26 protein-coding genes are annotated in these 25,840 nt (G+C 37.6%); all 26 read left to right on the top strand.

Annotated features, from left to right (window positions below; translation table 11 throughout):
* Positions 1-86 precede the first annotated feature (86 nt).
* The 26 genes from GHC26_RS07045 to GHC26_RS06920 all read left to right on the top strand — a co-directional run bounded on the left by GHC26_RS07045 (position 87) and on the right by GHC26_RS06920 (position 25,178).
* Complete coding sequence (locus GHC26_RS07045) at positions 87-1,223, top strand: sensor histidine kinase (RefSeq protein WP_163970558.1); 1,137 nt, start codon at positions 87-89, stop codon at positions 1,221-1,223.
* 144 nt (positions 1,224-1,367) lie between these two features.
* Positions 1,368-2,060 (top strand): response regulator, encoded by a 693-nt coding sequence (locus GHC26_RS07040; RefSeq protein WP_163970557.1) that lies wholly within the window; start codon positions 1,368-1,370, stop codon positions 2,058-2,060.
* Positions 2,061-2,472: 412 nt separating this feature from the next.
* The gene (locus GHC26_RS07035; RefSeq protein WP_163970556.1) at positions 2,473-3,312 is read left to right on the top strand and encodes a DegV family protein; all 840 of its coding nucleotides are present in this window, start codon (positions 2,473-2,475) and stop codon (positions 3,310-3,312) included.
* Between the two features lie 374 nt (positions 3,313-3,686).
* The gene (locus GHC26_RS07030; RefSeq protein ID WP_264175955.1) at positions 3,687-4,802 is read left to right on the top strand and encodes a DEAD/DEAH box helicase; all 1,116 of its coding nucleotides are present in this window, start codon (positions 3,687-3,689) and stop codon (positions 4,800-4,802) included.
* Positions 4,803-4,950: 148 nt separating this feature from the next.
* Entirely contained in the window at positions 4,951-5,490 is a 540-nt protein-coding gene (locus GHC26_RS07025; protein WP_226376886.1) for a ComF family protein, read from the top strand.
* 46 nt (positions 5,491-5,536) lie between these two features.
* Positions 5,537-5,947 carry a TIGR03826 family flagellar region protein gene (locus GHC26_RS07020; protein WP_163970553.1) on the top strand — a complete coding sequence of 137 codons (411 nt, stop codon included), beginning with the start codon at positions 5,537-5,539 and terminating at the stop codon, positions 5,945-5,947.
* A 95-nt stretch (positions 5,948-6,042) separates the two neighbouring features.
* Complete coding sequence (gene flgM, locus GHC26_RS07015) at positions 6,043-6,306, top strand: flagellar biosynthesis anti-sigma factor FlgM (protein ID WP_163970552.1); 264 nt, start codon at positions 6,043-6,045, stop codon at positions 6,304-6,306.
* Between the two features lie 11 nt (positions 6,307-6,317).
* Positions 6,318-6,812, top strand: a complete 495-nt coding sequence (locus tag GHC26_RS07010; RefSeq protein WP_163970551.1) for a flagellar protein FlgN — start codon at positions 6,318-6,320, stop codon at positions 6,810-6,812.
* 37 nt (positions 6,813-6,849) lie between these two features.
* Positions 6,850-8,448 carry a flagellar hook-associated protein FlgK gene (gene flgK / locus GHC26_RS07005; RefSeq protein ID WP_163970550.1) on the top strand — a complete coding sequence of 533 codons (1,599 nt, stop codon included), beginning with the start codon at positions 6,850-6,852 and terminating at the stop codon, positions 8,446-8,448.
* Between the two features lie 9 nt (positions 8,449-8,457).
* Positions 8,458-9,354 (top strand): flagellar hook-associated protein FlgL, encoded by an 897-nt coding sequence (flgL, locus tag GHC26_RS07000; RefSeq protein WP_163970549.1) that lies wholly within the window; start codon positions 8,458-8,460, stop codon positions 9,352-9,354.
* A gap of 74 nt (positions 9,355-9,428) precedes the next feature.
* Positions 9,429-9,986 (top strand): DUF6470 family protein, encoded by a 558-nt coding sequence (locus tag GHC26_RS06995; protein ID WP_163970548.1) that lies wholly within the window; start codon positions 9,429-9,431, stop codon positions 9,984-9,986.
* A gap of 28 nt (positions 9,987-10,014) precedes the next feature.
* Positions 10,015-10,455: a flagellar assembly protein FliW gene (gene fliW, locus GHC26_RS06990; RefSeq protein WP_163970547.1), complete on the top strand. Its 441-nt coding sequence runs from the start codon at positions 10,015-10,017 to the stop codon at positions 10,453-10,455.
* Positions 10,455-10,685 (top strand): carbon storage regulator CsrA, encoded by a 231-nt coding sequence (csrA, locus tag GHC26_RS06985; RefSeq protein ID WP_163970546.1) that lies wholly within the window; start codon positions 10,455-10,457, stop codon positions 10,683-10,685. The genes fliW and csrA overlap by 1 nt, the downstream gene beginning before the upstream one ends.
* 66 nt (positions 10,686-10,751) lie before the next feature.
* Complete coding sequence (flaG, locus tag GHC26_RS06980; protein ID WP_163970545.1) at positions 10,752-11,117, top strand: flagellar protein FlaG; 366 nt, start codon at positions 10,752-10,754, stop codon at positions 11,115-11,117.
* Positions 11,118-11,130: 13 nt separating this feature from the next.
* Positions 11,131-12,633, top strand: coding sequence for a flagellar hook-associated protein 2 (locus tag GHC26_RS06975; RefSeq protein ID WP_163970544.1), 1,503 nt, complete (start codon positions 11,131-11,133; stop codon positions 12,631-12,633).
* 25 nt (positions 12,634-12,658) lie between these two features.
* Positions 12,659-13,060, top strand: coding sequence for a flagellar export chaperone FliS (gene fliS / locus GHC26_RS06970; protein ID WP_163970680.1), 402 nt, complete (start codon positions 12,659-12,661; stop codon positions 13,058-13,060).
* A complete protein-coding gene (locus GHC26_RS06965) occupies positions 13,057-13,410 on the top strand; it encodes a flagellar protein FliT (RefSeq protein WP_163970543.1) in 354 nt (117 codons plus the stop codon). Before fliS ends, GHC26_RS06965 begins: the two co-directional genes overlap by 4 nt.
* Positions 13,411-13,757: 347 nt before the next feature.
* On the top strand, positions 13,758-14,315 hold the full coding sequence (hpf, locus tag GHC26_RS06960; RefSeq protein ID WP_163970542.1) for a ribosome hibernation-promoting factor, HPF/YfiA family: 558 nt from the start codon (positions 13,758-13,760) through the stop codon (positions 14,313-14,315).
* Between the two features lie 884 nt (positions 14,316-15,199).
* Positions 15,200-17,713, top strand: a complete 2,514-nt coding sequence (gene secA / locus GHC26_RS06955; protein ID WP_163970541.1) for a preprotein translocase subunit SecA — start codon at positions 15,200-15,202, stop codon at positions 17,711-17,713.
* 194 nt (positions 17,714-17,907) lie between these two features.
* Positions 17,908-19,009, top strand: a protein-coding gene (gene prfB / locus GHC26_RS06950; protein ID WP_163970540.1) for a peptide chain release factor 2 whose coding sequence is annotated in 2 segments (ribosomal slippage) — positions 17,908-17,979 and positions 17,981-19,009 — 1,101 coding nt in all. Because the reading frame shifts where the segments join, the coding sequence is not laid out codon by codon here.
* 69 nt (positions 19,010-19,078) lie between these two features.
* Positions 19,079-19,945: a YitT family protein gene (locus GHC26_RS06945; protein WP_163970539.1), complete on the top strand. Its 867-nt coding sequence runs from the start codon at positions 19,079-19,081 to the stop codon at positions 19,943-19,945.
* Positions 19,946-20,003: 58 nt separating this feature from the next.
* Entirely contained in the window at positions 20,004-20,327 is a 324-nt protein-coding gene (gene cccB / locus GHC26_RS06940; RefSeq protein WP_163970538.1) for a cytochrome c551, read from the top strand.
* 244 nt (positions 20,328-20,571) lie between these two features.
* Positions 20,572-21,258, top strand: coding sequence for a cell division ATP-binding protein FtsE (ftsE, locus tag GHC26_RS06935; RefSeq protein ID WP_163970537.1), 687 nt, complete (start codon positions 20,572-20,574; stop codon positions 21,256-21,258).
* A complete protein-coding gene (gene ftsX / locus GHC26_RS06930; protein ID WP_163970536.1) occupies positions 21,248-22,141 on the top strand; it encodes a permease-like cell division protein FtsX in 894 nt (297 codons plus the stop codon). Before ftsE ends, ftsX begins: the two co-directional genes overlap by 11 nt.
* Before the next feature lie 50 nt (positions 22,142-22,191).
* A complete protein-coding gene (locus GHC26_RS06925) occupies positions 22,192-23,538 on the top strand; it encodes a murein hydrolase activator EnvC family protein (protein ID WP_163970535.1) in 1,347 nt (448 codons plus the stop codon).
* A gap of 182 nt (positions 23,539-23,720) precedes the next feature.
* The gene (locus tag GHC26_RS06920; RefSeq protein ID WP_163970534.1) at positions 23,721-25,178 is read left to right on the top strand and encodes a S41 family peptidase; all 1,458 of its coding nucleotides are present in this window, start codon (positions 23,721-23,723) and stop codon (positions 25,176-25,178) included.
* The last annotated feature ends 662 nt before the right edge of the window (positions 25,179-25,840 follow it).

The raw sequence follows: 25,840 nt of genomic DNA, 5'->3' as shown, positions 1-25,840 counted from the left end.
TAGATAAATATATAAAATTAATTCGAAAGACCCTATTAAATTTAGCTAATATATCGAATAATTATAACATGAGTTGGTGGGAAAAGATGATACAAAAAACAGATGAAACCGTGTTAGATAAGATTATTGATGAAATGATCGATGTGGTGGAAAATAGCAAAGATGAAATTTTTAACATTAGCGAAGAAGCACGAAAAAATTACGAAGAACTGGAAAGAGAACTAGATGAGACGAAAGAAAAAGTGATTGAATACATCAATAAAGGTGATCAACTAGAAATCAAGGTAAAATTCTCTAGACAACGTTTATCAGCGGTTAGCAAGGATTTTGATCGCTATTCTGAAGAAGAGATTCGCGACGTGTATGAGAACACCCATGCCATGCAAACGGATTTGGCTATGCTACGCCAAGAAGAAAAACGCCTGCGGGAAAGGCGAGATGATTTAGAACGCCGATTAATCTCCTTAGATAATACGATTGAACGAGCAGAAGGACTCGCAGGCAAAATTTCAGTCATTTTGACCTATTTAAATGATGATTTTAAACAAGTTAATGAAATGTTAGAAGAAGCACGCGAAAAACAAGATTTCGGTTTAAAAATAATCGAAGCACAAGAGGAAGAAAGACGAAAATTATCACGGGAAATCCATGATGGACCAGCCCAGATGCTTGCGAACATTTTATTACGTTCCGAGCTTGTTGATCGAACTTTTCGCCAGGGGAGTACAGAAGAGGCACTTCAGGAAATTAAAAGTGTACGAAAAATGATTCGATCATCCTTGTATGAAGTACGGCGTATTATTTATGATTTACGACCAATGGCATTAGATGACTTAGGACTAATTCCAACCATCAAACGTTATGTTGATACGATCGCGGAATATAATGGAATCGATATTTCCTTTGCTCCACTAGGCAAACAAGAACGCTTAAGTTCAAGATATGAGGTTCCACTATTTCGACTGATTCAGGAATCGATTCAAAATGCTATCAAACATGCGGAAGCAACATTCGTTAAAGTGAAATTAGAAATTTGTAACCAATATATTACAGTTATCGTAAAAGATAATGGAAAAGGGTTCGATCCAGATGAAAAGAAAGAAAAATCATTTGGTATAATTGGTATGCGGGAACGTGTCGAAATGCTAGAAGGAGAACTTTCCATTGATTCAACCATTGGAAAGGGTACTTCCGTTATTATTAAAGTACCGTATACAATTTAGGTTGATGTATGGATACCATTTTAGAAGAATCTTCTGTATACTTAAAGGGATAGGGATAAAAGATTACTAGAAATGAAGAATTTCTGACTATATGTAATAGGGATAAATGCAAAAAACGAATAATAGTGTAGGAGGAACAGAGCGATGAGTGATTCGAATGTAACAAAGATCGTATTAATTGATGACCATAAGCTTTTTCGGGAAGGGGTTAAACGAATACTAGATTTTGAACCTATGTTTGAAGTGGTGGCAGAAGGTGATGATGGTGCAGTGGCACCGCAATTGGTACGTGATCATAATCCTGATGTTGTACTGATGGATATTAATATGCCGACTATTAATGGCGTTCAAGCTACTGCTGACCTTGTGAGCCAGTTTCCAGATGTACGGGTAATTATTTTATCTATCCATGATGATGAAAGTTATGTTACGCATGCCTTGAAAACGGGATCACAGGGTTATCTTTTAAAGGAAATGGATTCGGATGCTTTAATCGAAGCAATTAAAGTAGTTAGTCAAGGAGGTTCTTACCTTCATCCAAAAGTAACCCATAATCTAGTACAGGAGTACCGTCGATTAGTTCAAGAAAGTAATGTAGTTGCTGGGGGACATGGAATTGAGTATCGTAAGCCATTACATATTTTAACGAAACGAGAATGTGAAGTCCTACAATTAATAACGAATGGAAAAAGTAACCGTGCGATTGCGGAAACCCTTTTTATTAGTGAAAAAACCGTAAAGAACCATGTAAGTAATATCTTGCAGAAAATGAATGTGAATGACCGTACACAAGCGGTTGTCGAAGCAATTAAAAAAGGGTGGGTCGAAGTATTTTAAAAGATTAATGACTAATTCGCATCATCTCAAAAATTTATAGATTTATAGATCATTTTGTGCTTTACATTGCTCTTTTGTCCTATATGTTAAGCTACCTATCCATCAACATGCTCTGGTAATTTATAATGCCAGAGTTATTTTTTTGTTTGTTAATATTTTTTTTCTATAGATTGTAAGCTATAATGAGTAGTAAGGTAAAGACAAACTCATTCAGTGGGGGGTACTTTCATCCCCACTGAATGTTAGTTGAACTTATCAGGTCTTTGACTTTCAGTTTATCCCCCAATTCACTTCTTGAATATCGAAGTCTTGAAGTGTGGGATTACTGCCATTTATGACGTGATAAAATACATCGTGTCCTATATCTCCAAAGAAAATATATATTTCTAGCGATAGAGAGGAAGGTAGACTGATGAAAGTTGCTGTAATGACGGACAGTACGGCATATATTCCGAAAGATCTAAGAGAAAAGCACAATATTTATATGGTCCCGTTAAGCGTTATTTTTAATGATGAAAGCTATCAAGAAGAAATTGATATTACAACAGAAGAATTCTATGAAAAGATAAAAGAAGCGGATACACTTCCCACCACATCGCAGCCATCAATTGGATATATTACGGAAAAATTAGAATCCTTAGCACAGGATTATGATGCAGTTGTTTCTGTTCACCTATCAAGTGGAATCAGTGGAACCTATCAAGCCGTCGTAACAGCAGCCGATATGGTCGATGGAATTGAAGTGTTTGCTTATGACTCTGAAATTAGTTGTATGGCACAAGGATTCTATGTACTAGAAGCTGCTGAAATGGCAAAAGCAGGAGAAAGCCCTGATACGATTGTTACGCGATTGGATAAGATGAAAGAAAGTATGCGCGCTTATTTTATGGTAGATGATTTAACCAACCTTCATCGTGGAGGCCGTTTAAATGGTGCACAGGCACTTGTTGGTAGTCTGTTGCAAGTGAAACCAGTATTACATTTTGTTGATAAAGTAATTGTTCCATTTGAAAAAATCCGTACACGAAAAAAAGCGTTAAACAGAATCATCGGCATGTTAGAAGATGATGCGAAGGAAAAAGACCTACGTGTTGTGTTTGTACATGCAAATGCCGAAGATGCTGCAATCGAATTAAAAAATGATTTCTTAGAAAAACACCCAAATTCCGAAGCACTTATTAGCTACTTTGGTCCAGTAATTGGAACCCATGTTGGAGAAGGTGCTATTGGGATCTGCTGGTACACGAAATAATAAACACCCCTTGGCTACCATGTAATAGTGGTAGCCTCCTACAAAATGATAGAAAAGAGTGAATACATATGCCCCCGCCTAATCTTCCAAAGGGACGAACACCCCATTTATCCTCCCTTGATCTACAAAAGTTTGCATTACTTTTTTCAGGAAAACTGCTACTTCGGCAAGAATTAGATCTTGATGAAACTACTTTCCAAACCCTTTTATCTACTCAATCCTTAACAGCACTCCCTACTTTTGAACAAAAATTCTCCCGAGTTCAGTGCCAGCGCTGTGGCAATCAGAAAAAGTCTTTGCTCGGAACGATTCCCTGTCAACAATGTGGTCAAACTCACGTGTACTGTCGTAAATGTATTGAAATGGGAAGGGTGATGGCGTGTGAATCCTTATACTATTGGACTGGACAAGAAATAGCGTGGCCAAAATACGATGATCCACTCACATGGGAAGGCACATTTACCGCCGCACAACAACATGCTGCAGATCGTATCGTACAAGCAATAAACCAGAAAGAAGAATTGCTAGTATGGGCAGTGTGTGGTGCTGGGAAAACAGAAATGCTTTTCCCAGGAATAAGAGAGGCCTTGAAGCTTGGCAGACGAATTTGTATTGCGACTCCAAGAGCAGATGTGGTTCGTGAGCTGAAGCCTAGAATCCAACAGGCTTTCGCTGATGTCTACGTCCAGGCATTGTATGGAGGAAGTGATGAAAAGGATGGGACGGCACAGATTATTTTGGCAACGACCCATCAACTCCTCCGATATAGACAAGCATTTGATCTCGTTATTATTGATGAAATCGATGCGTTTCCATTTCACCATGACCCCTCATTACCATTTGCGGCTAATCGTGCCAAAAAGGATATTCATACCACCATCTATTTAACTGCTACTCCACGTTCACAACAACGTTTACAAATTGCAAGAAAAAAGTTACCACATGTTTTCGTTCCCATCCGTTATCACGGTCATCCATTACCAGTTCCAACTTATAAAATGTGTTTTACGTTACAAAAGGATCTAAAATCTGACTCCATCCCTCGTCCGTTCAGAAAATGGATGAAAACCCGAAAAAAGCCTAATCGGCAATTATTAATATTTGTCCCAACAATTGCGTTAGCAGAGAAAATGAAAGAAACTCTAACCCAACAAGGTATCTTAGGAAAAGAAGCTGCTATTGAATCTGTTCATGCGGAAGATCAACTTCGTGAAGAAAAAGTACAGCAGTTTCGCAATAAAACAGTAGATGCACTTGTAACAACAACCATTTTAGAACGTGGTGTAACCTTTCCCTCGGTAGATGTTGCGATTCTCGATGCAGGTAATGACGTGTTTGATGAGGCAGCACTTGTCCAAATTGCAGGCCGAGCTGGAAGAAGTTCAGATGATCCTACAGGGGAAGTCGTCTTTTTTCATGACGGGAAAACAGAAGCAATGGTTCAAGCAGTACGTTCTATCCAACTAATGAATAAGCGGGGAGGATTTTAAGGTGCATTGTTTATGGTGTGATCAAAAGATAATTCCTGATATAACGTGGCGTAATTTATTAATCATCCCACCCCCAACTTCTATGTGTTCAGCTTGTACTGCCAAATTGCAGAAAATAGAAGGGAGCCGTTGCCAGAGGTGTAGTAGGATGAGTGACACAACCTATTGCGACGATTGTTTATGGTGGGAGAATTACTATGATGGTCATGATCCTATTATCTTTAATTATTCTATTTATCGATATAATGAATTTATGAAGGAAGTGATTGTGAAGTGGAAATATCGTGGTGATTATAGCCTTGGGAATATGTTCCAATCTGATTTTGTGGAAGGATTTCAACAGGCATTTTCTTTTTTAGGAAAACAACAAGCCTCGGTCGTACCGATTCCTCTTAGCACAGATCGTCTTCAAGAACGCGCTTTCAACCAATCACAATTGTTAGCTGATATTCTCCCTCTCCCAAGACATAATGTGCTCAGTCGGATTCACTCGGAAAAGCAGTCGAAAAAAACACGAAAAGAACGAGTAGAAACAAAGAATCCATTTTCTGTTACCGAGTCTCTTCACAATCCCATTATTCTTGTCGATGATATATATACAACAGGTACAACACTTAGACATGCAGCTAGTCGTTTACGAGAAAAGGGTTGTCCCCGAGTTTATACTTATACATTGATACGTGGGTAACAGGTGTGTGCTATAATAATAGAAAACAGTTGAAGGGGGAATCACAATGGGAGAATTAGCTAATTGCTCACGTTGTGGTGCATTATTTGTCAAAAACATCCGAGATATATGTCGGGATTGCTATAAGAAAGAAGAAGCTGATTTTGAAACCGTTTATAGCTTTTTGCGAAAACGAGAAAATCGAGAGGCTACGCTGAAGGAAATAGTGGAGGCAACAGGTGTAGATGAAGACATCATCATAAAATTTATCAAAGAAAAACGTCTACGAACATCCCAATTTCCGAAATTAGCTTATCCCTGTGAGCGTTGTGGGGTAGATATTGTGAGAGGAAAGCTTTGTGGCAAATGCTCGGATGAAATCTTACAAGGCTTAAGTCATCAGGAAATGTTGGAAAAGAAAAAAAAGGAAAAAGAAAAAAGAACCAATATTTATTATGCAATCAATCGAGATAAATAAAGAGAAATGCTTTAAGTTTTGGATTAACCTGTCGATAAAGTAATTAAGAAGTGAGTCCGTCTATTTAAGCAAAGTGTTAGAGAGGTGAAAAATAGATGAAAATATATGGTCCGAACCAATCGAATATGAATCCCTATCAGAAACATATTCAAAATCAGCAGGACTATAAGCAAAATACGAAAAAGGCAGATCAACTGCAAATATCAAATGAAGCGAAGAAATTACAGGAAACAGAAAAGCCTAGTGCAAAACGACAGGCATATGTAGAAGATATTAAACAACAAGTTGAATCTGGTGACTATCAAGTGAATTATGAAAAAACAGCGCAAAAAATGATTCACTTCTGGTCAAAAGGATAAGGAGGACAACAATGTCCATTCAAGTGATTTTACAAGCAATAGAGAAATTAACAAACATTCATATATCACTGTTAGAGGTGTCCAAGGAAAAGACCGCATCGATTAAAGAAGGCAAGATCGATCAATTACAAACGATTCTTGTAAAGGAACGAAAGGATGCGCAAATATTGGAACAAACGGAAGCAAAGCGACTACAGCTTGTAGATCAATGGTTTCAAGAAAAGGGAATTCATGCAGAGGCTACCATTTCTACAATGTTGGACTATATTTTAGATGAAACGGAAAAGCAACAATTAGTCGATGCAACAACAGCATTGACAAACATGATTACAAAATTAAAACAACAAGAACAGTTGAATCAGGCATTAATCCAGCAATCGATGCAGTTTGTGGAGATTTCCTTAGATATGTTAAATCCATCCTTGAAGCGGATGAACTATGGTGCGAAAAGACAAACTACAGTTCCATCATCGGAAAGTCGTTCTGTCTTTGATTCAAAGGCATAAAGAATCGTTTAGGTTACAGATATGGAGGAGTAAGAAAATGAGTACATTTCATGGCTTAGAAATGGCAAAGCAAGCCCTATTTGCACAGCAATCAGCACTTCACACAACTGGACATAATATTTCCAATGCCAATACGGATGGGTATACACGTCAACGTGTCAATTTTGAAACAACTTCACCTTTCCCAAGTGCATCCCGTAACCGTCCAAATATCCCAGGTCAAATGGGAACAGGGGTTGAAGCAGGCACTGTACAACGTGTACGTGATCAGTTTCTAGATACCCAATTCCGTTCAGAAAATAGTAAGAGTGGCTATTATGAGGCGATGGCAGATGCAACAGACCGGATGGAAAGTTTGTTAAATGAACCGTCAGACAGTGGATTATCAACGTCTATGGACCAATTTTGGCAATCCCTACAAGACCTCTCTGTTAACCCAGAGAACTCAGGTGCAAGGTCAGTTGTTGTGCAAAGAGGACTTGCTTTAGCTGAGGCATTTAATTACACAGCAGACTCATTAGAATCCATTCGTTCTGATTTGAAGAATGAGATTGAGGTAACCACCAAAAATGCCAACTCTATCCTCGAGCAAATCAGTGGAATCAATGACCAAATTAAGCAAATTGAACCACATGGATATTTAGCCAATGATTTATATGATGAACGTGATCGCTTGATTGATGAATTATCTGGCATGATGAATATTGATGTTAGTTATTCCAAAAGTGGAGATAGTGCACCAGATGTTGCAGATGGTCTAGTGACGATTAAACTAGCTGATGAAAAAGGGGTGCCAATTGAGGATGCTCCAGCACTTTTAAAAGCGGGTGCTGGAAAAGGCGATTACCAGGAGCTTGAAGTGCATTACTTGGATGAAGGAGATCAATATGGAGCTGTAGCAGGTATCACGATCGGGGAATATGAGTCAAAAGAAGGAGAGAAAATGCCTACTGGTGAACATCTTAGGTCTATAGAAGATTTTCTTTCCAATGGTTCCTTGAAGGGAAATATAGATGCTTTTGGCTATGTGACAACAACTGATGGAAGCAGCGAAGGAATGGTTAGTGGTCTTTACACTGATATGCTATCTGATATTGATACAATGGTTGAGGCTTTTGCTACAAAATTTAATGAGGTTCATAAAGAAGGAGAAGGTTTAAATGGAGAACCTGAGGGTTTTGATGGAAACTTTTTCGTGAGCGTTGATGGTGAAAATGAATCGATAACCGCAACCTCGATAACAGTTCACTCCAAAATTCAAGAAAACCCAGATCTAATAGCTGCAAGTAAAGAAGACGGTGGATCTGGAAATGGTGATAATGCATCTGAATTAGCTGCTGTCTTTGATGAAAGTCTAGATCTTGATGAGGATGCTAGTGTGCGAACATACTATGAATCCCTAATAGGTGACTTAGGTGTTGCCGCGCAAGAAGCAAATAGAATGAGCGATAATACCGAGGTCTTACGTTCACAAGTGGAGCAGCAACGACAATCGGTTAGCTCAGTATCCTTAGATGAAGAGATGTCGAATATGATTAAGTTTCAACATGCCTATAATGCAGCGGCAAGAAGCATGACGGTAATGGATGAACTGCTAGATCGAATTATTAATAATATGGGATTAGTTGGAAGGTAGGTGAATAAAATGCGTGTTACACAAAGTATGCTATCGAATAATATGTTAAAGAATCTATCAAAAAGCTATGCTGATATGAATAAAACAATGGATCAGCTATCCACAGGAAAAAAGATCAATCGTCCTTCAGATGATCCGGTTATCGCAATGAAAGGAATTAATTACCGTTCACAAGTAACACAAGTAGAGCAATTCCAACGCAATACAAATGAAGTACATAACTGGATGGATAATTCGGATGCAGCATTAGATAAAGCAACCCAAACCATGCAAAGACTTCGTGAATTAGCAGTACAGGCAAGTAATGATACGTATGATAAAGGTGAGCGGGAGAATATTAAAGAAGAAGTAGAACAATTAAAAGAAAACTTAATCGATATTGCTAACACAAAAGTGAATGATAAATATATTTTTAATGGAACAAACACGAATACACCACCTATTTCCACAGATAATCCAGAAGAGTTTACCTTTAATACTGATCCCGTTAACATCGAGGTGGCTAGTGGAACCAAGCTGCAAGCGAATGTGGATCCTTCTACAGTGTTTGGAGGAGTAGGAGAAGAAGGGAATATTTTAGCTGATATAGATAAGTTTATTGATGCACTTGATAGGGAAACTGGAAGCCAAGAAGATATTGAGGCTAGTATTCAAACATTAGATGACAACATCAATAACATTATTAATGCTAGAGCAGATTTAGGTGCTCGTATGAATCGACTTGAACTTGTTGAAAACCGTTTAAGCGAACAAGCCATTATTGCCGAACAAACGATGGCAAATAATGAGGATATCGATTACGAAGAGGCCATTACGGAACTGATTACACAAGAAAGCATTCATCGTGCAGCATTGTCCGCTGGTTCACGCATTATTCAACCGACCTTAATTGATTTTCTTCGTTAAAACTAACCCTGGCCACCTTTTCGAACGTGCCCAGGGTTTTCTAATGAGATAGCTAGTTTTAGGAGGATATCATCATGCAATTTCCGCAAATTCGAATGCAATCACAAATGGCACAAATTGCGATCAAACAAACAGGTGGTGTTCAAACCATACGTCAACCTCAAGCAGAGCAGACTATCCAACAACCTAAGGCGGATATTTCGATGAAGACGAGACCTTCCAAGTTGACGATTGACCAAACAAAGGCATGGGAAGATATGGGGTTAATGCATATTTCAAAGCGGATTGAAACATTCGCAAATGAAGGCAAACAAGGATTAAAGGAAGGGATTGCTCGAAAGGTTCGGCAAGGGGATGAGCTCATGAAAATTGAAAATGGTGGAAATCCTCTTGCACGTCAAGCTGCTGAAAATGGGCATGATGGGATGAAATCGTTAGGGATAGACTTCATCCCATCTCACTTTTCGGTGAAAACTACCTATGAACCATCTGAAGTAGACATTACAGTTAACCCTAATCCGCCAATAATTCAAGCAACACCAAATAAACCAATTATGGAATACCAACCTGGATCTGTTGAAACAAGTATGAAACAATACCCATCATTAGAAATTGATGTTGTCGTAGAATAAAAATTGTTGATTAGAAGGGTGACATATAATGAATGTTCAAACCAAATACTTAGGAGAATTAACGATTGATCGTGAAAAAGTAATTCAATTTCCAACTGGGTTACCTGGATTTATAGAAGAGACAAAGTTTGTATTACTCGATTTACCTGAAAACCCAGTATTTCAAGTGCTCCAATCCATACATACAAAGGATGTCGCTTTCATCGTGACAAATCCTTATCATTTTTATCAATCATATACTTTTGAACTAGATGATAGCATTATAGATCCTTTGGCGATAAAGGATTCAAAAGATGTAGTTGTACTATCAATTGTGACATTGAAGCAACCCTTTGAAAACAGTACATTAAACTTGAAAGCCCCTATTATCATTAATGCAGCAAATCAATTTGGCAAACAATATATTTTAAATATCGATGATTATCCTAGTAAAGCTTCGATTGCTCCCAAAGTGAAAGGAGAATCGTAATGTTAATTTTAACAAGAAAGAAGAACGAGGCTATCCAAATTGGAGATGACATCGAAATTAAAGTGCTTGCAATCGAAGGGGATCAAATTAAGTTAGGGATTGATGCACCAAGGTCAGTTGATATTCATCGTAAGGAGATTTATCTTGATATTCAACAGCAAAATAATGAAGCTGCAAATATATCAGTGGATGTGCTTAATCTACTCCAAGCTAAAAAAGATCATCAATAATCGTTTAAGAAATGATCTGTTTTGCCGATAAAAGAAAAAAGAATAGCATAAGGAGATGCATGGGCAATGAGATTAGATGAAGTAAAAGCTGGATCGCACCCCTTGCAACAGATTGAACAGACAAAACAAATAGTGTCAGATCAGGCAAAAAAGAAAACAAATGAAGATGATAAAGATCAAAGCAAATTAGTCATTCAACAGGAACCAAAAACGGAAACAGCTCAGGATGTTGTTTCCAAGCTGAACGAAATGACAGAACCTATCCGAACTAATTTGAAGTTTGAGCTTCATGAAAAGTTAGAAGAATATTATGTGACCGTGATTGATTCGAAGACAGATGAAGTCATAAAAGAGATTCCCCCAAAGAAAATGCTTGATATGTATGCAGCAATGGCAGAATTTGCTGGGTTTTTAGTAGATGAGAAGGTGTAAAGGAGGATAACCAATGCGTATTGGTGGTTTAGCATCTGGGATGGACATTGATCAGCTCGTTAATAAACTAATGGAAGCAGAGAGAATGCCACTCCAGAAAATGCAACAGGACCAGACCAAACTAGAATGGCAGCGTGATGCTTTTCGTGATGTTAATAAAGAATTAGCATCATTAGATGATATGATGCTAAATATGAAGATGAGCAGTACGTACAATTCAAAAACAGTAAATTCCTCAAATGAGAGTGCAATTTCTGCAACAGCTGGATCAAGCACTCCAGAGGGCTTTTATCAGATTGAAGTAGAGAGTCTTGCTACGTCGGCTATTAATATAAGTGCAGAGGAATTAGACTTGGATGTAACAGAGTCATTAGATGATCATACTGGTATTTACGAATTTAAAACATACGATAAGAACGGGGAAGAGAGAGAACATAAGGTTGAAATAAATGAAGGTGATACGATAAATGATGTATTAAAACGTATCTCAGATGATGATAATGATGTACGTGCTTTTTATGATGCACAATCAAACAAGGTGATCATGGAGGCAACTAGAACAGGTGATTATAATGAAGATGGAAATGAAATCGAATTTGACGGAAATACCTTTTTCACAGATGTATTAAAGTTAAGTAGTGGAATTGACGAAAACGGTGATCCAATCACTGATGAAAACGGTGATCTAATAGGTGAACGAGGCGGGGAAAACGCTACTTTCTATTATAATGGTGTGGAAATGACCTCTAAAAACAATTCCTACGAGCTAAATGGCGTTAATTTTCAATTTAACGATACTGGATCTGCCAATCTAACTGTTTCCAATGATGTTGATGCAGCCTTTGATTCTATTATGGAGTTTGTCGATAAATATAATGAAGTGGTTGATACATTAAATGGAACCCAACAAGAAGAAAGGTTTCGAGATTATCCGCCTTTAACAGATGAACAAAAAGAAGAAATGTCTGAGAAGGAAATTGAACTATGGGAAGAAAAGGCCCAAAGTGGCATTCTCCGTGGGGAATCGGCTATTTCGAACGGATTACTTTCCTTGCGTCAAAGCTGGTATGAAACGGTAGATACTGGTGGAGAATATCAGTCTTTAACCCAAATTGGTATTAGCACCACAAGTGACTATTTAGATGGCGGAAAACTAGAAGTGGACGAAGATACCTTAAAAGACGCCTTACGTAATAATCCAGATGATGTGCACAGGCTTTTTTCCAATAGTGATGATGGGGAAAGCAGGGGATTAGTCAATCGACTAGAAGATGCAGTGGGATCCACTATCAGTCAAATTGAAAATCGCGCTGGAAAAGGTACCGATACCTTAGAGGGATATACTCTTGGTAAACGTCTGAAAGATATTAATGATCGGATTGCTGCTTTTGAAGATCGATTAGTACAAAAGGAAAATCGTTATTGGAATCAATTTACCGAAATGGAAACGGCAATACAACGAATGAACACCCAATCCCAACAACTAATGTCCCAATTCGGTGGCGGCATGATGTAACTAGACGTACGAAAAAGGAGTTGGAATACCAATGAACAAGCAATATCAAGCTTATCAAAATAATTCTGTTAATACTGCTTCACCAGGTGAATTGACCCTTATGCTATATAACGGATGTATAAAGTTCATCAAACAAGCTATAAAAGATATACAAAACAACAATTATGAAGCAAAGAACACAAATATCCAAAAGGCGCAAAAAATAATTCATGAATTAATGATTACGTTAGATACGAAAATTGAAATCTCCCAGCAAATGTTACCATTGTATGAATATATGACACATAGACTACGAGAAGGAAACATCCATAACGAAATGGAAGCATTAGAAGAAGTGCTACAACTTACAACAGAATTTCGTGATACATGGAAACAAGTCATTCTTCAAACAAGGAAAAACAAATATGGACAAGGTGCTAAAGTATGAATCCTGCAATCACCCAACTTTACGACATTACAAAAGAATTAGATAAGGTGCTCAATACATCAACCTCTAAAAACCGAGAAGAAATCATTACAGAGGTAAATCGTTTGATTGAAGAACGTGCTGTTTATTTAGACGAGCTCAACCCACCGTTTACAGAAGAGGAAAAAACAACTGGAAACCAAATTGTGGATCTTAATGAAAATATAAAACAGAAGATGGATACACTTTTTGCTGACTTAAAACAAGAAATGAAACAAATGAAGCAGCAAAAGAAATCCAATCAATCTTACACTAATCCATATAAGCATGTCCAAACGATGGACGGTATGTTTTATGATCGTAAAAAATAATTCATATGTATTGGGTTTGTTAAGAGAAAATTCATATAAAAGAAACAGAAGAAAACACATCTCAGTGACGAAACAAACATAAAAGCTCACGGTACGGGAACAGAGCAGACTTATCTGTTTCCGTTTTTTGTATCAGTAAAGGGAAAAAGGTAACAGAGCAAGCTTCTTGTACTTGTATTCCCATAAAGTAAACCCATTCTTTCGTTCTAAATACTGTTGTCAACTTATTTCAGATCGTTTTCCTGCAAAATTCGACAAACGTTAACAAAAATGTAGCTAGTTTATGCAGGAATTCTTAGGGGAAACGTAGTATACTATATATATAAGGATGAAAGGAGGACACTTTTATGAATTTTAACATACGTGGTGAAAATCTTGAGGTGACGAATGCTTTAAAAGACTATGTCGAGAAGAAGATTGGGAAATTAGAGCGTTACTTCGATACAACGCCAACCTCAGATGTACATGTAAATTTAAGTGTCTATAATGATGAACAACGAATTGAAGTTACGATTCCAATGAGGGACCTTTTATTACGTGGAGAAGAAGATCATGCAGATATGTATGCTGCGATCGATCTTGTAGTTGACAAATTAGAACGACAAATCCGTAAATATAAAACAAAGGTAAATCGTAAATTTAAACAAGAAGGTTCTCCAAAACACATATTTGCAGAATTAGAAAATGAAGCTAGAAAACAACAAGATGAAATAGAAAGCGATGAAATTGAAATTGTTCGAACCAAGCGCTTTGATCTAAAACCAATGGATTCCGAAGAAGCAGTATTACAAATGGATATGCTTGGTCATGCATTTTATGTCTTTACGAACGCTGATACAAGCGAAACGAATGTAGTTTACCGTCGTAAAGATGGAAAATACGGGTTAATCGAACCAAATAAATAATACCCAATCATAGGTGGTCCTACTTTTGTGGGATCGCCTTTTTAATTTAGGCTTTTTTTCGCATACTTTGTTGTTTTCTACGACGCATAATCTATATAATGTGCAATAAGCGATGTTTAGAGCGTTTACCCGTTCCGGAAATACACTTCGCTTTAACCAGGGGCATAAGTGCGACATCTGTTCAAACTTTACGTTTTCACAGTGTCTACTTTACCGCGGGTGGCTGATGAGCCCCCTCGAGCTTTTCGCTCTGCGGGGTCTCACCTAGGCCATTATTCCCGCAGGAGTCTCCGTGTATTTCCTTCACTGATATGATCAATACGATAGTTGATTGGAGCGTAGGACAGTCGACTCCTGCGGAAAAACAACAGCTGAAGATCCCACAGGAAGCGGTTTTTGCTTCCGAGGAAGCTGAAGCGTTGTCCGCGGAAAGCGACTGTCCGAAGTGGAAATCAACGGCTTTAATTTTATTACGCATAAAACATCTTATACGCATGACGTTTCATACTAGAAAGCAACAATCTTTTAGAAAACAACCTTAATTTATGTATAAAAATGAAAAATTATACCTACTATCTACAGTTGTCATATTACTTTAGAGAATGTTATGATTAATAATGGACTAAAGTATAAAGTAAGCCTTCAAATCAGTGCGTACTCAACACTGATAGAAGGAAAAATCAACATTTAATGGCTACTCATTTCCGTCCTGGGTCTCTTTTTCCACCCTTAACGATGCACAGGACAATGAAGGCATGTACGAAACTATTGCAAGGATGTTCTGCATTTTGAGAACAGGCAGTATTATACAGGATAAAACGACATGCATACAACGGTGAAAAGCACATGTGGCAAAGTGATAGAATAAATGAAGGAGCGTTTATATGGCTGGGATATTAAAGAAAATTTTTGGTGATGGAAATCAAAAACAGCTAAATCGCCTACAGAAAAAAGCTGATCAAATAGAAGCGTTAGAACCAGAAATCGAAAAATTATCAGATACCGAATTACAAAATAAAACAGAGGAATTCAAGGAACGATATGCAAATGGAGAAAGCTTAGATGATATGCTAGTAGAAGCGTATGCAGTTGTTCGTGAGGCTGCTAAGCGAGTATTAAAAATGCGTCCATTCCCTGTCCAATTATATGGAGCAATAGCCCTTCATGAAGGAAATATTGCAGAAATGAAAACGGGGGAAGGGAAAACACTGGCTTCTACTATGCCGGCATACTTAAATGCAATAGCAGGAAAAGGTGTGCATATTATCACCGTTAATGAATACTTGGCAGATCGTGATGCGAAAGAAATGGGACAATTATTCGAATTCCTCGGTTTAACCGTGGGATTGAATGGAAATGGGTTGTCTAAAGAGGAAAAACGAGAAGCCTATTATTGTGATATTACGTATGGTACGAATAATGAATTTGGCTTTGACTATTTACGAGATAATATGGTGCTTTATAAAGAACAAATGGTGCAGCGTCCACTAAATTTTGCAATCATTGATGAGGTGGACTCAATCTTAATTGATGAAGCTAGAACACCATTAATTATCTCAGGTACAGCACAAAAGTCAGCAACCATGTATCAACAGGCAAATGCGTTTGTAAGAACACTAGCGAATGAAACAGATTATACGTATGATGAGAAAACCAAAGGGGTTCAATTAACAGAGGAAGGGATCAATAAAGCAGAAAACTATTTTGGAATTGAGAATTTGTTTGATCTTAACCATGTATCCTTGATTCATCATATTAACCAAGCACTTAAGGCACATGTATCGATGCATCGAGATACCGATTATGTTGTACAAGATGCAGAAGTAGTGATTGTTGACCAATTTACTGGACGTTTAATGAAAGGACGTCGCTATAGTAATGGTCTACACCAAGCGATCGAGGCAAAAGAGGGCTTGCAAATCCAAAATGAAAGCATGACGCTTGCATCGATTACCTTCCAGAACTTTTTCCGTATGTACAAAAAATTATCAGGGATGACAGGTACAGCAAAAACAGAAGAAGAGGAATTTCGTAACATTTATAATATGGATGTTATTGCGATTCCAACGAACAAACAAATTATCCGTGATGATAAAGCAGATATGATTTACAAGACAATGGAAGGGAAGCTACGTGCCGTCGTTGATACAATTAAAGAAAAGTATGAAATCGGTCAACCAGTATTGGTCGGAACTGTTGCTGTAGAAACATCTGAAATCATTTCTAAGTTGTTGAAAAAAGCAGGCGTAAAGCATAATGTATTAAACGCAAAGAACCATTATCGGGAAGCCGAAATCATCGAAAATGCTGGTCAAAAAGGTGCGGTTACGATCGCAACAAACATGGCCGGTCGTGGTACAGATATTAAATTAGGAGAAGGTGTTAAAGAGCTAGGCGGTCTTGCTGTTATCGGGACAGAGCGACATGAATCCCGTCGTATTGATAACCAGCTGCGTGGACGTGCAGGTCGTCAAGGTGACCCTGGTATGTCTCAATTTTTCCTATCGATGGAAGATGAATTAATGCGTCGTTTTGGCTCTGATAATTTACGGAACATGATGGAACGATTAGGAATGGATGACTCACAACCGATTGAAAGTAAGATGGTTTCTCGTGCGGTAGAATCGGCACAAAAACGGGTAGAAGGAAATAACTTTGATGCACGTAAGACAGTACTTTCATACGATGATGTGCTACGTGAGCAACGTGAAATTATTTATAAACAACGCTTTGAAGTGATAGATGCAGATGAAGATTTACGTGAAATTATTGAAAATATGATCGTTTCGACAGTGGAACGTGTGGTAGCAAGTCATACACAGGATGATGTAGAAGAAGAATGGAACTTAGATGCTATTATTGAGTATCTACACGGGAACCTGTTAGAGCAAGAAGATATTACGGTTAACGATATTAAAGGAAAAGAACCAGAAGAAATTACCGATGTTATCATGAAAAAAATCCGTGCGCGTTACGATGAAAAAGAAGAAGAATTATCATCAGAGCAAATGCGGGAATTTGAAAAAGTTATTCTTTTACGTACTGTTGATACGAAATGGATGGATCATATCGATCAGATGGATCAATTACGTCAGGGAATTCATTTACGAGCATATGGACAAAATGATCCTTTACGTGAATACCAAATGGAAGGCTTCTCCATGTTTGAAGAAATGGTTGCAAACATTGAAGAAGAAGTTGCCCGTTATGTCATGAAGGCACAAATTCGTGATAACCTACAACGTGAAGCAGTAGTAAAAAATACACAAGCTGTTTCTGGTGGACAAGAAGAAAAGCAAAAGAAACGTAAGCCATATGTAAAAAAAGAGAACATAGGTCGAAATGATCCATGCCCATGTGGAAGTGGTAAAAAATACAAAAACTGCCATGGTAGATAATAGTATGTCACAAGTGCCACGAAGGGATTCGTTGACATTTAAGGTTTGATGATGTCAAGTTATTAATAGCCACGAAAAAGGGAAGAGAGCACAACACTCGCTTAGTGTTTTTTAGTGCGTCTTCCCTTTTACGGGAGTATTCTCACACGACATATGTTTCATAAAAGCTTTAGATATTAATAGAGGTGATGGAATTGGAACTTGTTGAAATCAAACAAGAATTGGACCAAATGGCAACACGAATTCAAGAATTTAGGGGGTCTCTTTGACTTAGATACGAAGAGAGAACGTATTGGTGAATTAGAAGTACAAATGACAGAACCAGACTTTTGGGATAATCAAGATAATGCACAAAAGGTTATCAATGAAACGAATGGGCTAAAGGCTTATGTGAATACATTTGATAAATTAGAGGAAGACCTAGAAAATCTGGATGTATCTTATGAACTTGTAAAAGAAGAGAATGATACTGAGCTGTATCAAGAGTTAGAAAAAGATATTACAACTCTACGGGATGCCATCAATGATTTTGAATTACAGATGTTATTAAGTGAACCATATGATGCGAACAATGCGATCCTGGAATTACATCCAGGTGCTGGTGGGACAGAATCCCAAGACTGGGCTAGTATGTTGTTACGCATGTATCAGCGCTGGGCAGAACAGAGAGGTTTTACCGTTGAGACATTAGATTATTTACCTGGTGATGAAGCAGGTGTTAAAAGTGTTACATTACACATTAAGGGACATAATGCCTATGGCTATTTAAAGGCGGAAAAAGGGGTACATCGTCTTGTACGTATCTCCCCATTTGACTCTTCCGGACGTCGTCATACATCTTTTGCATCCTGTGATGTCTTACCTGAAATGTCAGATGATGTGGACATTGAAATTAAAACAGAAGATATTAATATAGATACGTATCGTGCAAGTGGTGCAGGAGGACAGCATGTAAATACAACTGATTCGGCAGTACGTATTACCCACTTACCAACTAACACAGTTGTCACATGCCAATCTGAGCGTTCCCAAATTAAAAACCGTGAAACAGCAATGAAAATGTTAAAAGCAAAGTTATACCAATATGAAATCGAGCGCCAACAACAAGAATTAGCGGATATTCGTGGCGAGCAAAAAGAAATTGGCTGGGGGAGTCAAATTCGGTCATATGTCTTTCATCCATATACAATGGTAAAAGATCATCGAACCAATGAAGAAGTTGGGAATGCACAAGGTGTCTTAGATGGTGAGTTAGACCCATTTATAGACGCGTACCTACGATCACAAATTGACTAATAAACGGGGACAATCCGATTAAATGTGAAAAGGATTGTCCTTACGTCTGTATAGGAAAGGCTGAGTAAAATGATTGCAAAATATCGAAGACAACCAATGCCTCCATTATTAGTTCATGTAATTGAATACGCTTTCGTCATTATTGGCTCCTTTTTTGTGGCGTTTGCCTTTAATTTGTTTTTATTACCTAATAATATCGCTTCTGGTGGAGTTGCGGGTGTTAGTACGATTACAAAAGAATTATTTAATTGGGAACCAGCTATAGTACAAGGGGCGCTCAATGTACCACTCTTTATAGCAGGTGTTATAATCCTTGGGAAAAATTTCGGGGCAAAAACGTTAGTAGGGACATTTATCTTGCCTTTTTTTGTATGGTTGACAAGTGGTTTTGATGCAGCAACACCTAATCCTCTATTAGGTGCTATATTTGGTGGAATGTGTGTTGGTTTAGGCCTTGGTATTGTCTTTCGTGGGAAAGCTTCTACAGGTGGGATTGATTTAGCAGCACAAATTTTACATAAATTTACACATCTTCCATTAGGGATTTGTGTAGCACTTTTTGATGGTATGATCGTAACTACTGCTGCGTTCGTCTTTTCGTTAGAAGCTGGTTTATATGCGTTAATCGGTTTATTTTTGACAAGTAGAACGATTGATTTTGTTCAGGTAGGATTAAATACGTCGAAAAATGTGTTAATTATTTCAGATAAGGCAGAAGTGATTCGAAAAGAGCTGTTAGAAGATGTTGATCGTGGTGTAACCGTTCTTCAAGGGACTGGTGGGTACACCGATAAAAACAGAGATATTATCATGTGTGTGGTTGCACAGAACGAATTCATTAAATTGACACAAATTGTCAAAACCCTTGATCCGAACGCGTTTGTCGTTGCTATGAACGCTACAGAGGTGTTGGGCGAGGGTTTTAAAACTTCTTAAATTGGTTATAATGAGTATGATAACCTTTGCAATATATTTTTCGTTAGGGGGATTTAACATGAAAAAATGGTTATTTGCAGCTTTATTTGGTTCTGCTCTAGTGCTCGGTGCTTGTGGTGGCGGGGATGATGCTGCTGACGATGGCGGCGGTGATACAGCAGAAAGTGCCGCTGGAGAAGAAATTTATGAAAGCAACTGTGCTTCTTGTCACGGTGGAGATCTATCCGGAGGAGCAGGTCCAGACTTAACTTCAGTTGGTGCTGATTATTCAGCAGAAGAAATCGCTGATATTGTTGAAAATGGAACTGGAAGTATGCCAGCACAAAACGTTTCTGGTGATGATCTAGATGCGCTTTCTAGCTGGTTAGCTGAAAAGCAATAAAACAGAAATAAGTACTTAGAAAAACTTGGTCAATTTAGATTTGGCCAAGCTTTTTTATTTTCTTTAATTATTTTAGTTGTACAAGCTTTGAAATAAAAATGTAATATTTTTATGTCTAAAAATAGTGCCGAAAGATGTTATAATGTAAAAGTATAAAACGAATCAGAAAGAATTATGAACAAATAATCAAGTAAGAGTCGGCAACAATATAATAAACAACAAAAAAGGTAAAAGGTGAGCATATATGATTGTTATGCAGGATGTATATAAAACGTATAAAAATGGAGTAACAGCTCTGAATGGGATTAATGTTGATATAAGGCAGGGAGAATTTGTCTATATTGTCGGTCCAAGTGGTGCCGGAAAATCAACATTTATTAAGTTGATATACCGAGAAGAAAGACCAACAAAGGGTACTATTGTCATCAATGACAAGGACATAAATCAAATGAAAGAAAAAAATGTTCCTTACTTACGACGTGATATTGGTGTCGTTTTCCAGGACTTTAAACTCTTACCGAAGCTATCAGTCTATGAAAATATTGCGTTCACATTAGAAGTAATTGAAGAATCACCTCGTAACATTCGTAAACGTGTTATGGATGTGTTGGAATTAGTTGGTTTAAAAAACAAAGCACGTTTTTTACCAGATGAGTTATCTGGTGGTGAACAACAGCGTGTATCAATCGCACGTGCCATTGTAAACCATCCGAAAATTGTGATTGCTGATGAACCAACAGGGAACTTGGACCCAGAGACATCTTGGGAAATTATGCGGATTTTTGAGGAGATCAATGCACGTGGTACAACCATTATGATGGCAACCCATAGTAAAGAAATTGTTGACACGATTAAAAAGCGGGTAATTGCCATTGAAGATGGTGTTATTGCACGGGATGAGCATCGAGGTGAATACGGCTATGAAAGTTAATACAATAAAACGGCATTTTCGAGAAGGATTTAAAAATATTTTCCGTAATGGTTGGATGACTGTCGCTGCGGTTGGTGCTGTAACGGTTACCTTAATCCTTGTCGCGGCATTTTTAGCATTAATGTTAAATCTTAATGAAATGGCTAAGAACATTGAAGATGACGTAGAAATTAATGCGTTAATTGAGATTACGGCTGATGAGGATGAGATTGTTGCTTTAGGCGATCAAATTGAGCAAATTAGTGGGGTAGAGTCGGTTGCGTTCTCCTCGAATGATGAAGAACTTGATAAATTAATTGAAAGTATGGGGGAAGCTGGGGAGTCTTGGCAATTATTTGAACAAGATAATCCACTAAACCACGTGTATATTGTAAGAGCTGAAAATCCAGCTGACACAGCCCCAATTGCCGAGGAAATTCAAACATTCGACAATGTACATGATGTGAATTATGGACAAGATGTTGTACAACGTTTATTTGAATTTAATAAATATGCTCGTACGATCGGATTAGTCTTAATTGTTGGACTTATATTTACGGCAACTTTCTTAATCTCTAATACGATTAAACTTACCATTATGGCACGTAGTAAAGAAATAGGAATTATGAAACTTGTAGGAGCAACCAATAATTTTATTCGCTGGCCATTCTTTATTGAAGGAATGTTACTTGGTATATTAGGCTCTCTCTTACCAATTGCGATTGTACTTGGTGGTTATTCTTACATTTCAAATAGTATAGCTAAAAGCCTTTCTTTACCATTTGTTGAATTACTTCCATTTAATCCTTTTGCTTGGCAACTTTCTCTATTAATCATGGGAATTGGTGCCTTAATTGGTGTTTGGGGAAGTGTTATGAGTGTACGCAAGTTCTTGAAAGTATAGCAAACTATGAAACACAACATTCATCTATCAAAGAAGGAAGGGGATGCGAGATGAAAAAAAGTGTCACATATTTGCTTGTGGTTACCGTGATCATGAGTATAAGTCTGTTTGGTGGGAATGATGTAACTGCAGAATCCACCAATAGTGTTAAGAAGGAAATTGAAAAGCTAGAAGAAGAAAAAGAAAAAGTACAAGAAGAAAAAGAGTCGCTTAATAGTGAAAAAGAAGAGACAGAAGAAAAATTGGAAGATAATCTGAATGACCAAGAAACGGTACGAAATGATATTGACTCGATAGATCAACAATTGGCTACTACTAACAATGAAATTGAAGCCAAAGAGACAGAAATAGTAAATACCAATGAAGAGATAGAGACGTTAAAAGAAAAAATAAAAGAGTTGGAATCAGAGATCACGGAGTTGGAGGAACGTATCGAAAAACGAGATGCTTTACTCCGTGAACGTTTACGCGCAATTCAGAAAAACGGCGGTAGTATTCAATATATGGAAGTTATTTTAGGGTCAAAAAGCTTTGGTGATTTTATTAACAGGTCCTCTGCTGTTAATACAATCATGGACCAAGATAAAAATATTATGGAAATACATGCAGCTGATAAAAAAGAAATGGAAGAAAAGAAAGTAGAAGTAGAAGATAGCAAGGAAGAAGTAGAAGCTAAAAAAGTGGCTTTAGAAGAACAAAAAGGTGAACTTGAATCACTAAAAGTACAATTAAATGATCAGATGGCAACAAAGGAATCATTAATGGCACAATTAGAAGAAGAACAACAGCATTTAGAAGAACACAAAATGAGTCTAGCGGAAGAACAAGAGTTGAAGGAAGCTAGGGAAGAAGCAGTAAAAATTGCAATGGAACAACAAAAAGAGAAATTAGAACAACTTGCAGAACAAGAGAAACAAAAGCAACAGCAAACTAATAATAATCAAAGTTCTGATAATAATGCTAACCAACAAGTAGCACCATCTGGAAATGGATCGTTTAGCTGGCCTGTTAATGGGTACATAACTGACTATTTCGGAACTCGTGGTGGAACGCATTATGGAATGGATGTAGGAAATGCAACAGCTAAAAGTGGTGGAGACGTTCCGATATATGCAGCAGCTGATGGGGTTGTATCTCGAGCATATTACTCCTCCTCATATGGAAATGTTGTATTTATCACCCATATCTTTGGTGATGAACAATATGAATCGGTTTATGCACATATGAAATATACGCCTTTAGTAAGTAGTTTTCAAATTGTTTCAAAAGGACAGCAAATCGGTGTAATGGGTACAACTGGTGACTCATCTGGTCCACACTTACACTTTGAAATTCATAGTCCTTCATGGAATGATGCCAAATCACATGCATTAGATCCATTACAATTATTAAACTAATTCTTATTTGTTTTGTAGTTGCAATTCAAAGAGGAGAGTATTAAGATAGGAGGCATCGCACAATAATGGTGTGGTGCCTTTTTTCCATAAAGAATAGGATTATTTGATATAATATGTAACAAGTGACAAGATAAATACTATTATTGTACCGCCAATCATATAAATACAATTGGGGTGAAAAAATGAATTTGAAAAAATCACATATTACGCTAATTTTGGTAGCGGCAATCGTTTTGGGGTTTGTTGGTGCCTATACTGGTGTAAAAGTAGCGCAACCAGACGAACAAAATGAAGGATCAACTAATGATCTATCCGATCTCCTTGGACAAGAATCCTTAAATACACCACAAAATATGGAGAAAGTTGCACAAGCCTATCAGGTGATAAAGCAAAATTACATAGAAGATGTGGATGATACCCAATTGATAGAGGGTGCCATCAAAGGGATGTTAGGTACATTAGAAGATCCATATAGTACATACATGGATGTTGAGACGATGGAAGATTTTAATGAAACGATTGAGTCTTCCTTTCAGGGGATCGGTGCAGAGGTTAGTATGGTTAATGGGAATGTAACCATTGTTTCTCCAATTAAAGATTCTCCAGCAGAAGAAGCAGGGTTACGACCTAATGATCAAATATTAAGTGTAGATGGCGAAAGTGTGAAGGGTTTAGAGCTAAATGAAGCGGTAGAAAAAATTCGTGGAGAAAAAGGGTCTGAAGTCACCATTGAAATACTGCGTTCTGGTGTATCTGATCCATTTGAAGTTACTTTAGTTCGTGACGATATTCCGCTTGAAACAGTATATTCATCGACAGAGACAGTCGATGGCAAGAAGACAGGGATCCTAGAACTTACGTCATTTTCAGAGACGACATATGATGAATTCACAGAACAACTGAATGATCTGGAGGAAGAAGGAATAGAAGGATTGGTCATTGATGTGCGTGGTAATCCAGGAGGACTACTCACTGCAGTAGAGGATATTTTAAAACTATTTATTCCAAGTGATATGCCAATCGTACAAATTGAAGATCCAAACGGAAATCGAGATCAAACATTTTCTGATTTAGAAGAGATGAAAGAATACCCAATTACAGTTCTTATTGACGAAGGTAGTGCATCAGCATCAGAAATACTTGCTGTTGCGATGAAGGAAGCAGGTTATGATGTGGTTGGAAAAACTTCTTTTGGAAAAGGAACAGTACAACAAGCCATTCCTTTAGGTGATGGAAGTTCCATTAAAATAACTTTCTTTAAATGGCTATCTCCAAATGGTGAATGGATTAATGAGGTTGGGGTAGAGCCGACTATGGAAAGCAATCAACCTGACTACTTCTATACAAGTCCAGTTGAGATTGAAGAGCCACTTGGATTGGATGATGCTGATCAGAAAATCGAAAACCTGCAGATCATGCTTACTGGGCTAGGATATGATACTGGCCGTGAAGATGGATACTTTGATAGTCAAACAGAAGAAGCTGTGATGGCATTTCAACAGGATAATGATTTAAACGTAACAGGAGAAATTGATCAAGAAACAGCTGGAACGATTGAAGCAAACGTTGTTGAAAATATTCGTAACGGTGTTGATGATCTCCAAATGGAAGATGCATTACGATCCTTGTATGAGGAGTAATGAAGTGTTTGAATATGGATTTGCTTGAACAATTCAATTGATATGAAAAGGGCTTAGAGGAAACTTCTCTAAGTCCTTTTTATTTTTAACGCTCTTTTCGCATGCTTTGTTGTTTTCTACGATGCATAATCTATATTATGTGCAGTAAATTAAGGTGATGTTTAGAGCGTTTATCCGTTCCGGAAATATACTTCGCTTTCACCAGGGGCATAAGTGCGACATCTGTTCAAACTATTCGTTTTCACAGTGTCTACTTTACCGCGGACTCCCCACGAGCCTCCTCGTGAAAACCACACTGCGGGGTCTCTTAGGCTCGTTTTTCCGCAGGAGTCTGCGTGTATTTCCTCCACTAAGTTATGCTATCTAATTATTATCATTACCATTGACAATGCAACAGTTGGTTGAAGTGAATGAGAGACTTATTCGATTTACAGTGTCTTTTTACTTTTATAAAAAACTATTTGAAGCTGTGGAAAATGCGAGACTCCTACGGGAAAAGGAACAGTCTGAAGACCCCACAGTGAGCGCTTTTAATAGAAAAGGTCTAGCGCCTTGGTCACCCCCGATTAGAAAACTAGACTTTTCGACAAGTTTTTATGGCGTAAAAGCCTTAGTTGCACTTACACTTATGCAGTAAGATATTTATTTCTTATCTGCCAAGC

It is taken from the genome of Oceanobacillus halotolerans (assembly GCF_010993955.1).
Lineage (GTDB): Bacteria > Bacillota > Bacilli > Bacillales > Amphibacillaceae > Oceanibacillus_A > Oceanibacillus_A halotolerans.
This window is presented reverse-complemented; position numbering and strand designations above follow the sequence as displayed.

Coding starts and splice junctions, on each gene's coding strand:
- ftsX (WP_163970536.1), top strand. CDS start 21,248: ATGAAAGTTAATACAATAAAACGGCATTTTCGAGAAGGATTTAAAAAT.
- flgK (WP_163970550.1), top strand. CDS start 6,850: ATGAGTACATTTCATGGCTTAGAAATGGCAAAGCAAGCCCTATTTGCA.
- GHC26_RS07040 (WP_163970557.1), top strand. CDS start 1,368: ATGAGTGATTCGAATGTAACAAAGATCGTATTAATTGATGACCATAAG.
- GHC26_RS06995 (WP_163970548.1), top strand. CDS start 9,429: ATGCAATTTCCGCAAATTCGAATGCAATCACAAATGGCACAAATTGCG.
- GHC26_RS06920 (WP_163970534.1), top strand. CDS start 23,721: ATGAATTTGAAAAAATCACATATTACGCTAATTTTGGTAGCGGCAATC.
- hpf (WP_163970542.1), top strand. CDS start 13,758: ATGAATTTTAACATACGTGGTGAAAATCTTGAGGTGACGAATGCTTTA.
- secA (WP_163970541.1), top strand. CDS start 15,200: ATGGCTGGGATATTAAAGAAAATTTTTGGTGATGGAAATCAAAAACAG.
- GHC26_RS07035 (WP_163970556.1), top strand. CDS start 2,473: ATGAAAGTTGCTGTAATGACGGACAGTACGGCATATATTCCGAAAGAT.
- GHC26_RS06945 (WP_163970539.1), top strand. CDS start 19,079: ATGATTGCAAAATATCGAAGACAACCAATGCCTCCATTATTAGTTCAT.
- csrA (WP_163970546.1), top strand. CDS start 10,455: ATGTTAATTTTAACAAGAAAGAAGAACGAGGCTATCCAAATTGGAGAT.
- GHC26_RS07045 (WP_163970558.1), top strand. CDS start 87: ATGATACAAAAAACAGATGAAACCGTGTTAGATAAGATTATTGATGAA.
- GHC26_RS07025 (WP_226376886.1), top strand. CDS start 4,951: ATGAGTGACACAACCTATTGCGACGATTGTTTATGGTGGGAGAATTAC.
- GHC26_RS06925 (WP_163970535.1), top strand. CDS start 22,192: ATGAAAAAAAGTGTCACATATTTGCTTGTGGTTACCGTGATCATGAGT.
- ftsE (WP_163970537.1), top strand. CDS start 20,572: ATGATTGTTATGCAGGATGTATATAAAACGTATAAAAATGGAGTAACA.
- fliW (WP_163970547.1), top strand. CDS start 10,015: ATGAATGTTCAAACCAAATACTTAGGAGAATTAACGATTGATCGTGAA.
- GHC26_RS07020 (WP_163970553.1), top strand. CDS start 5,537: ATGGGAGAATTAGCTAATTGCTCACGTTGTGGTGCATTATTTGTCAAA.
- cccB (WP_163970538.1), top strand. CDS start 20,004: ATGAAAAAATGGTTATTTGCAGCTTTATTTGGTTCTGCTCTAGTGCTC.
- GHC26_RS07010 (WP_163970551.1), top strand. CDS start 6,318: ATGTCCATTCAAGTGATTTTACAAGCAATAGAGAAATTAACAAACATT.
- GHC26_RS07030 (WP_264175955.1), top strand. CDS start 3,687: ATGGCGTGTGAATCCTTATACTATTGGACTGGACAAGAAATAGCGTGG.
- GHC26_RS06975 (WP_163970544.1), top strand. CDS start 11,131: ATGCGTATTGGTGGTTTAGCATCTGGGATGGACATTGATCAGCTCGTT.
- flgL (WP_163970549.1), top strand. CDS start 8,458: ATGCGTGTTACACAAAGTATGCTATCGAATAATATGTTAAAGAATCTA.
- GHC26_RS06965 (WP_163970543.1), top strand. CDS start 13,057: ATGAATCCTGCAATCACCCAACTTTACGACATTACAAAAGAATTAGAT.
- flaG (WP_163970545.1), top strand. CDS start 10,752: ATGAGATTAGATGAAGTAAAAGCTGGATCGCACCCCTTGCAACAGATT.
- flgM (WP_163970552.1), top strand. CDS start 6,043: ATGAAAATATATGGTCCGAACCAATCGAATATGAATCCCTATCAGAAA.